Annotated in this window: 4 protein-coding genes and 1 tRNA gene; 4 read left to right on the top strand and 1 reads right to left on the bottom strand. The window is 73.2% G+C overall.

Annotated elements, in window-relative coordinates; translation table 11 throughout:
• Positions 1-36: 36 nt before the first annotated feature.
• Positions 37-3531 (bottom strand): sensor histidine kinase, encoded by a 3495-nt coding sequence (locus ABD353_RS38845; RefSeq protein ID WP_344628446.1) that lies wholly within the window; start codon positions 3529-3531, stop codon positions 37-39.
• 462 nt (positions 3532-3993) lie between these two features.
• Here ABD353_RS38845 and ABD353_RS38840 point away from each other — a divergent pair, with 462 nt between their 5' ends.
• The 4 genes from ABD353_RS38840 (at position 3994) to ABD353_RS38825 (ending at position 6962) form a co-directional block, all read left to right on the top strand.
• Complete coding sequence (locus ABD353_RS38840) at positions 3994-4218, top strand: hypothetical protein (RefSeq protein WP_344628445.1); 225 nt, start codon at positions 3994-3996, stop codon at positions 4216-4218.
• Between the two features lie 197 nt (positions 4219-4415).
• Positions 4416-5216 carry a fumarylacetoacetate hydrolase family protein gene (locus tag ABD353_RS38835; RefSeq protein ID WP_344628444.1) on the top strand — a complete coding sequence of 267 codons (801 nt, stop codon included), beginning with the start codon at positions 4416-4418 and terminating at the stop codon, positions 5214-5216.
• Entirely contained in the window at positions 5209-6714 is a 1506-nt protein-coding gene (gene gltX / locus ABD353_RS38830; RefSeq protein WP_344628443.1) for a glutamate--tRNA ligase, read from the top strand. Before ABD353_RS38835 ends, gltX begins: the two co-directional genes overlap by 8 nt.
• Positions 6715-6890: 176 nt before the next feature.
• Positions 6891-6962: transfer RNA gene (locus ABD353_RS38825), tRNA-Gln, on the top strand.
• Positions 6963-7038: the final 76 nt, after the last annotated feature.

Below are 7038 nucleotides of genomic sequence, written 5' to 3'. Positions count from 1 at the left end.
TTCAGGTTCTGTGCGGCCTGGCTCATCTGACTCAACTCAACGCTCCTGGTGGTTCTGGCCGAAGCCGTCGAAGCCCTGCTGCTGGCGGCCGAAGTTGTTCTGGCCCTGACCCTGGCCCTGTGCCGGACCCTGGCCCTGGCCGGCCTGGCGGCCCTGCTGGATGCCGCGGCGCAGGTTGGTCAGGCGGCCGCGGACCTCCTCCGGGCTGCGGGAGACCTGCGGGCCGGTCAGCGGCGCCGACTCGGCGGTGCCGGAGACCAGGTTGGCCTGCGGGGTGCGGCGCGGCAGACCCGAGGTGGTCAGACCGCTGGTCGAGGGCTCGCGCACCTGCTCGGCACGGCGCCAGCGCTCGTCGTTGGCCGACGGGCGCCACGGGGCCTCGGCGGCCCCGCGGCGGCCGGGCTCACCGCCCTGCGGACCGGGCCGCTGCGGACCGGCCTGCGGGCCCGGACGCTGCGGAGCCTGCGGGCGCTGCTGCTGGCGCGGCGGGCCCTGCGGGGCCTGCTGCTGCGGCGGGACGCCCTGCGCCGAGGTGCCGGGGCGCTGCGGCTGGTACTGCGGCTGCGGCTGCTGCTGCGGGCGCGGACGGGCCTGCTGCTGGCCGCCGTCCTCCGGACGGAACCACTGCTGGGTGTCCTCCGGGCCGGGGCCGGTCGGCAGCGCCATCGGCTGGGCCTGCTGCTGCGGCTGGGGCTGCTGCGGGGCCTGCTGGGCGAACGGGTGGCCGCCGCCCGGCTGGGTGGCCGGGTCCGGCAGGACCGGCTCCACCAGGCCGAGGCCCAGCGGGTCGCGCGGGTCGATGTCGCTGGCCTCGAAGCGCGGCCGGCCGAACTGCACGGTGGACTCGACGGGGCTCTCCGCCGGGCCCGGCTGCTGCGGCGCCTGCGGGCGCGCGGGGGGGGGGCCGGGCGCCCCGCCCTGCGGGCCGGCCTCCGGACGCTGGCGCTCCGGCATCGGGGCACGGCCGCCGGGGCCCTGCTCCGGGCCGCGGCGCGGCAGGCCGCCGGCCTGGCCGCCGGGACCGCCCTGCGCGCCCGGGGCACCGGACGCGCCCGGGACCCGCCGCGGCTGGCCCTGCTGGCCCTGCTGGTTGGGCTGGCCCTGCGGGGCCTGCTGGCCCTGCCGGTTCGGCGCGGGGGTCTCGCGCAGCGCCTGGCCGACCTCACGGGTCGGCAGGCCGCCGGCGGGACGACCGCCCTGGGGCTGCTGCGGGGCACCGCCCTGCGGGCCCTGACCGAGCTGCGGACGCGCCGGGGCATCGGCCGGGGCCTGGCCGAGCGCGGCGGCGGCGCGGCCCGCGAGGGCCTCCGCCGCGGTGCCGCGGCCCTGCTGGCGCGGGGTGGGGCCGAGGCCGCGGCCCTTGCCGGCGGCACCGCCGGCGGGGCGCTGGCCCGGACGGCCGGCGGCGTTGGTGACGTCCACCGGCAGCATGACGAGTGCGGTGGTGCCGCCGGAGTCGCTGGGACGCAGCTGGATGCGGATGCCGTGTCGCAGGGACAGGCGGCCGACCACGAAGAGGCCCATACGGCGGGAGACGGAGACGTCGACGGTGGGCGGGCTCGCGAGGCGCTCGTTGATGTCCGCGAGGTCGTCCGGGCTCAGGCCGATGCCGGTGTCGTGGATCTCGACCAGCACGCGGCCGTCGGGCAGCGCGTGGCCGGTGACCCGGACGCGGGTCTGCGGGCTGGAGAACGAGGTCGCGTTCTCGAGCAGCTCGGCGAGCAGGTGGACGAGGTCGTTGACGACGCGGCCGGCGACCTCGGTCGACGGCACCGCGGCGAGTTCGATGCGCTCGTACTGCTCCACCTCGGAGGCGGCGGCACGGAGCACGTCGACCAGCGGGACGGGGCGGGTCCAGCGGCGGCCCGGGTCCTCGCCCGCGAGGACGAGGAGGTTCTCACCGTTGCGGCGCATGCGGGTCGCGAGGTGGTCCAGCTTGAAGAGGCTGGCCAGCTGGTCCGGGTCGGCCTCGCGGCTCTCCAGCTCGGAGATGAGCGACAGCTGGCGCTGGATGAGGCCCTGGCTGCGGCGCGAGAGGTTGGTGAACATCGCGTTGATGTTGCCTCGCAGGAGGGCCTGCTCGGCGGCGAGGCGGACGGCCTCGCGGTGCACCATGTCGAACGCGGAGGCCACGTGGCCGATCTCGTCCGCGGAGTCGACGCCGACGGGTTCGACGGTGACGTCGACGTCGTGCGGGTCGCTCTCGGAGAGGGTCTTGACCAGCTCGGGCAGACGGCGCTCGGCGACGTCCTCGGCCGCGGTCTGCAGACGGGTCAGCGAGCGCACCATCGAGCGGGCCACGATGGCCGCACCGGCGATGGCGACGATGAGGACGACGGCGATCAGCGCGGCGTTGACGAGCGCCTCGGTGTCGGCGTCGGATTGCAGCTTCTGGGCCTTGCCGTCGAGGTCCTCGAGCAGCTGGGTCTCGATGCGCTGCTCGGCGTTGATCTTGACGCTGGCGGCGTCGTACCAGTCCGTGTAGGTGCGCGGGTCGGTCTGCCGGATGCCGTTGGTGTTGAGGACCTGCTGGGTGTACCGGTCGGTGTCCGCGATGGTCTGGTTGAAGCTCAGGCTGGAGCGCTTCTTGCGGGCCTCTTCGTCACCGTAGATGGCGGTGAAGTTGGCGAGCGCGGACTCCTCGGAGACCTGCAGCCGGATGCCGAAGGTCTCGTCCGAGGGGGAGAGGTCGGCCTTCTGCGGGCGGGCCAGCGCGGCGGAGATCAGCGCGCGCTGCATGGACGCGTTCTCCTTGGACAGCGCGAACTGGCTGAGCGCCCGGGTGATCTTGATCAGCTCGGTCGAGTTCGACGCGATCGCGATCTCCTCGGTGATGCCGATGAGACCCTTGATGATCACGTCGTAGTTCAGGACGGTGGCCTGAATGTTGTCGATGTTGGTGTACGCGGAGCCGCGCGCCTCCGACAGCTGGTTGAGGTCCTTGCGGACCTGCAGCAGCAGGGCCTTTCCACCGGCGAGGTCGAGCTCGTCGAACTTGTCGGCGCTGGTGGCGAAGGCCTTGCTCAGCTGGTCGGTGTTCTTCTGGGCGTCCATGACGTCCGGGTCCTGCCGCTCACCGGGCTTGGCGGTGAGCGGGCCGGCGCTGATGTCGCGCTCGGTCTCCAGGGCGTCGGCCAGCGCGGTCGCGCGGCGGGCGAGGTCCGCGAGGTCGGTCATCTGCGCCAGCTGGCGGGAGTTCTCCATCGAGGTCTGCACGCGCAGACCGCCGAGGACGAGCGCCACCATCACGGGGAGCAGCAGCAGCGCGATCAGGCGCGTGCGGATGCGCCAGTTGCGCAGCGCGAACCTGTTGAGGCCGGTCGCCCGGCGGTAGTTGAGCGTGCTGCGGAGCCGCGAACGGCCCGACTTGCCGTCGGCCGTGTCGTGGCCGTCCGTGACCGTGTCGTCGGCGGGCTCGGCGCTGCCGCCGGCCTGGCCTGTTGTTGGCGCTGCCTGGTGGGGGCCGGCCACCGGCTCGCGCGACTCCGGGTCACCCGCGGCGCCGCTGCCCCTCTTGAAACGTCCCTGCACTGGCGTCGCAACCTCTGGACCGGGCGCCCCTCCCCGCTGACGCGGAGGGGGACGGTGTCGAGTTTTTCCGTGGCATTCCAGCACAGCGCGAGAAGTCCAACAAGGGCCGTTATGACTCGGTGTCCTGAGCTACCGACCGCGCGCAGGCTCTCACGGTCTGTGCGGTTACGCGCTGGTAATACGGCTCTTTTCGGACACGCAGCACCCTTCGGCCGACCGGGTGGAGCCCGGACATGTGCGACCAATGTCCGAGATGGGCGTTATGTCCGAATTCTCGAACCGCCCCGAATGTCCCGAAAGCCGAAATGGATCACGGAATTGTGACCAAAGTCACAGATTAATGTGTAGCTTTGGTCACGGCTCCTGTGACAGGAGATCCTTACCCTTGGCGGGGCCGCGGAGAGCCTTCCCAGGCCCGCGCCCGCCCAAAAGTCCTCCTCGCGAAACCAAGGTGCCCCGCCCATGTCCCAGCCGACGAAGGTCGCCGCGAAGTCCACGCTCACCGTCCGGCCGACCGCCAACCCGCGTCGGACCACCCTGGCCTCCGTCGCGGACTTCGCCCAGCTCCCCGGCGCGGTGGCCTCGCAGGAGCCGCGCGAGTACGCCGTCGAGCTGCCCGACAGCACGGCCAACCCGCGCCGCACCCAGCTGATGGTGGCGCCCGCGCCGCGCCTTCCCCAGGACTGAGCGCACCCGCCCGCAGGAGGGGCGCCGACCGCACCGGTCGGCGCCCCTCGGCGTGTCCGGGGCGTCCGGGCGCGTCCGGCGTGTCCGGGGCGTCCGGGGTGCACGAGCGCCCCCGCCGCCGCGCGCCCCCGGGCCGGCGGCACCCCGCGCGATAGCCTGGGGACGATCGAGCAGGCCACCGACCGAGAGGCTGCAGGGTGCGTATCGCCAGGTTTTCCGTCCGGGAAGGGAGCCCTGCCGCCGGCAGCGTCTCCTTCGGCGTCGTCGAGGGCGACCCGGCCCAACCCGATTCCCTGGTGGTGCACGCGCTGGCCGGCCACCCGTTCGGGCCGCCGCAGCTGTCCGGCGAGAGCTACCGGATGCAGGACGTCCGCCTGCTGGCGCCGATGCTGCCCAACAAGATCGTCGCGGTCGGCCGCAACTACGCGGCGCACGCCGCCGAGCTCGGCAACGAGGTCCCGGACGTCCCGCTGACCTTCTTCAAGCCGTCCACCGCGGTCGTCGGCCCGACGGAGTCCATCGCCTACCCGCCGTTCTCCTCGGACGTGCAGCACGAGGCGGAGCTCGCCGTGGTGATCGGCCGGATGTGCCGCGAGGTCCCGGTGGAGCGCGTCCCCGAGGTGATCCTCGGTTACACCTGCGCCAACGACGTCACCGCGCGCGACGTCCAGCAGCGCGAGGGCCAGTGGGCCCGGGCCAAGGGCTTCGACACCTCCTGCCCGCTCGGCCCGTGGATCGAGACCGAGCTGGACCCGTCCGACCTGGCGATCACCTGCACCGTCAACGGCGAGCTGCGGCAGACCGGCCGCACCTCCCTGATGGTGCGTTCGATCCCCGAACTGATCGCGCACATCTCCGAGGCGATGACGCTCCTGCCGGGCGACGTCGTCCTGACCGGCACCCCCGCGGGCGTCGGCCCCCTCAGCATCGGCGACGAGGTCGCCGTCTCCGTCGAAGGCATCGGCACCCTCGCCAACAAGGTGATCAAGCGTGGCTGACTCCCTCGCGGGCCCGGACGTCCGGGTCCGCTTCTGCCCGTCCCCGACCGGCAACCCGCACGTCGGGCTGGTCCGCACCGCCCTGTTCAACTGGGCGTTCGCCCGCCACCACGGCGGCACCCTGGTGTTCCGGATCGAGGACACCGACGCCGCCCGCGACTCCGAGGAGTCGTACGGCCAGCTGCTCGACGCGATGCGCTGGCTCGGCTTCGACTGGGACGAGGGCCCCGAGGTCGGCGGCCCGCACGCGCCCTACCGGCAGTCCCAGCGGATGGACGTCTACGCCGACGTCGCCCGCCGGCTGCACGAGGCCGGGCACGCCTACCACTGCTACTGCTCCACCGAGGAGCTCGACGCCCGCCGCGAGGCCGCCCGCGCGGCGGGCAGGCCGTCCGGCTACGACGGCCACTGCCGCGAGCTGAGCGAGGACCAGGTCGCGGTGTACCGGCTGGAGGGCCGCAGCCCGATCCTCCGGTTCCGGATGCCGGACACCACCCTCGCCTTCGACGACCTCGTCCGCGGCCCGGTCGCCTTCGACCCCAAGGACGTGCCCGACTACGGCATCGTCCGGGCCAACGGCGCCCCGCTCTACACCCTCGTCAACCCGGTCGACGACGCGCTGATGGGCATCACCCACGTGCTGCGCGGCGAGGACCTGCTCTCCTCGACGCCGCGCCAGATCGCCCTCTACGCGGCGCTCGCCGACATCGGCGTGGGCGGCGGCACCACCCCGCGCTTCGGCCACCTGCCGTACGTGATGGGCGAGGGCAACAAGAAGCTCTCCAAGCGGGACCCGCAGGCCTCGCTCAACCTCTACCGCGAGCGCGGCTTCCTGCCCGAGGGCCTGCTCAACTACCTGGCCCTGCTGGGCTGGTCGCTCTCCGAGGACCGGGACCGCTTCTCCATGGCGGAGATGGTCGAGGCCTTCGACATCGCCAAGGTCAACGCCAACCCGGCCCGCTTCGACCTGAAGAAGTGCGAGGCGATCAACGCCGAGCACCTGCGCGCGCTCGACCCGGAGGACTTCGTCCGCCGGCTGGTGCCGTACCTGCAGGCCGCCGGACTGCTGCCGGCCGAGCCCACCGCGCACCAGCTCGACCTGCTGGCCGCCGTCGCCCCGCTCACCCAGGAGCGGATGGTCGTGCTGAGCGAGATCGTCCCGATGGCCGGCTTCCTGTTCGTCGACCCGGCGGACTTCGCGGTCGACCCGGACGACGCCGCCAAGGCGCTCGGCGCCGACGCCCGGCCGGTCCTGGAGGCGTCCGTGCAGGCGCTGGAGGCGCTGGCCGACTTCACCCCGGACGCGATCCAGGCCGCGCTGCGCGAGGCCCTGGTGGACGGCCTCGGGATCAAGCCCAAGTTCGCCTTCACCCCGCTGCGGGTGGCGGTGACCGGCCGCCGGGTCTCCCCGCCGCTGTTCGAGTCGATGGAGCTGCTGGGCCGCGCCGAGACGCTGCGTCGGCTGGGGGCCGCCCTGGAGGCCGCGCCGGCCTCCTGAGGCCGCCCGCGCCGCCTGCGGCCCCGGTGCGCTGACCAGGGCCGCAGGCGCCCGGCGCCCTGCCTGCGGTTATCGATTTTGGAGCCGGGCCTGGCGTCGGGTAATGTTCTTTCTGCGCCGCCCGGGCAGGGAGGCGCGAGACACCGAGCGAAGACCCCGCAGGGGTTGAACTCTGGTGGGGTATGGTGTAATTGGCAGCACGACTGATTCTGGTTCAGTTAGTCTAGGTTCGAGTCCTGGTACCCCAGCGCAGTACAGCAGTAGTGCAAGCCCCCGTTGTGTAGCGGCCTAGCACGCCGCCCTCTCAAGGCGGTAGCGCCGGTT

This window comes from Kitasatospora arboriphila (assembly GCF_039528095.1).
GTDB classification, from domain to species: Bacteria; Actinomycetota; Actinomycetes; order Streptomycetales; family Streptomycetaceae; genus Kitasatospora; species Kitasatospora arboriphila.
The sequence above is the reverse complement of the archived record's forward strand: the minus strand, read 5'-3'. Positions and strand labels throughout refer to the sequence as shown.

Bases quoted from the DNA above. Each gene is read 5' to 3' on its own strand.
- ABD353_RS38840 (WP_344628445.1), top strand. From the start codon at position 3,994: ATGTCCCAGCCGACGAAGGTCGCCGCGAAGTCCACGCTCACCGTCCGG.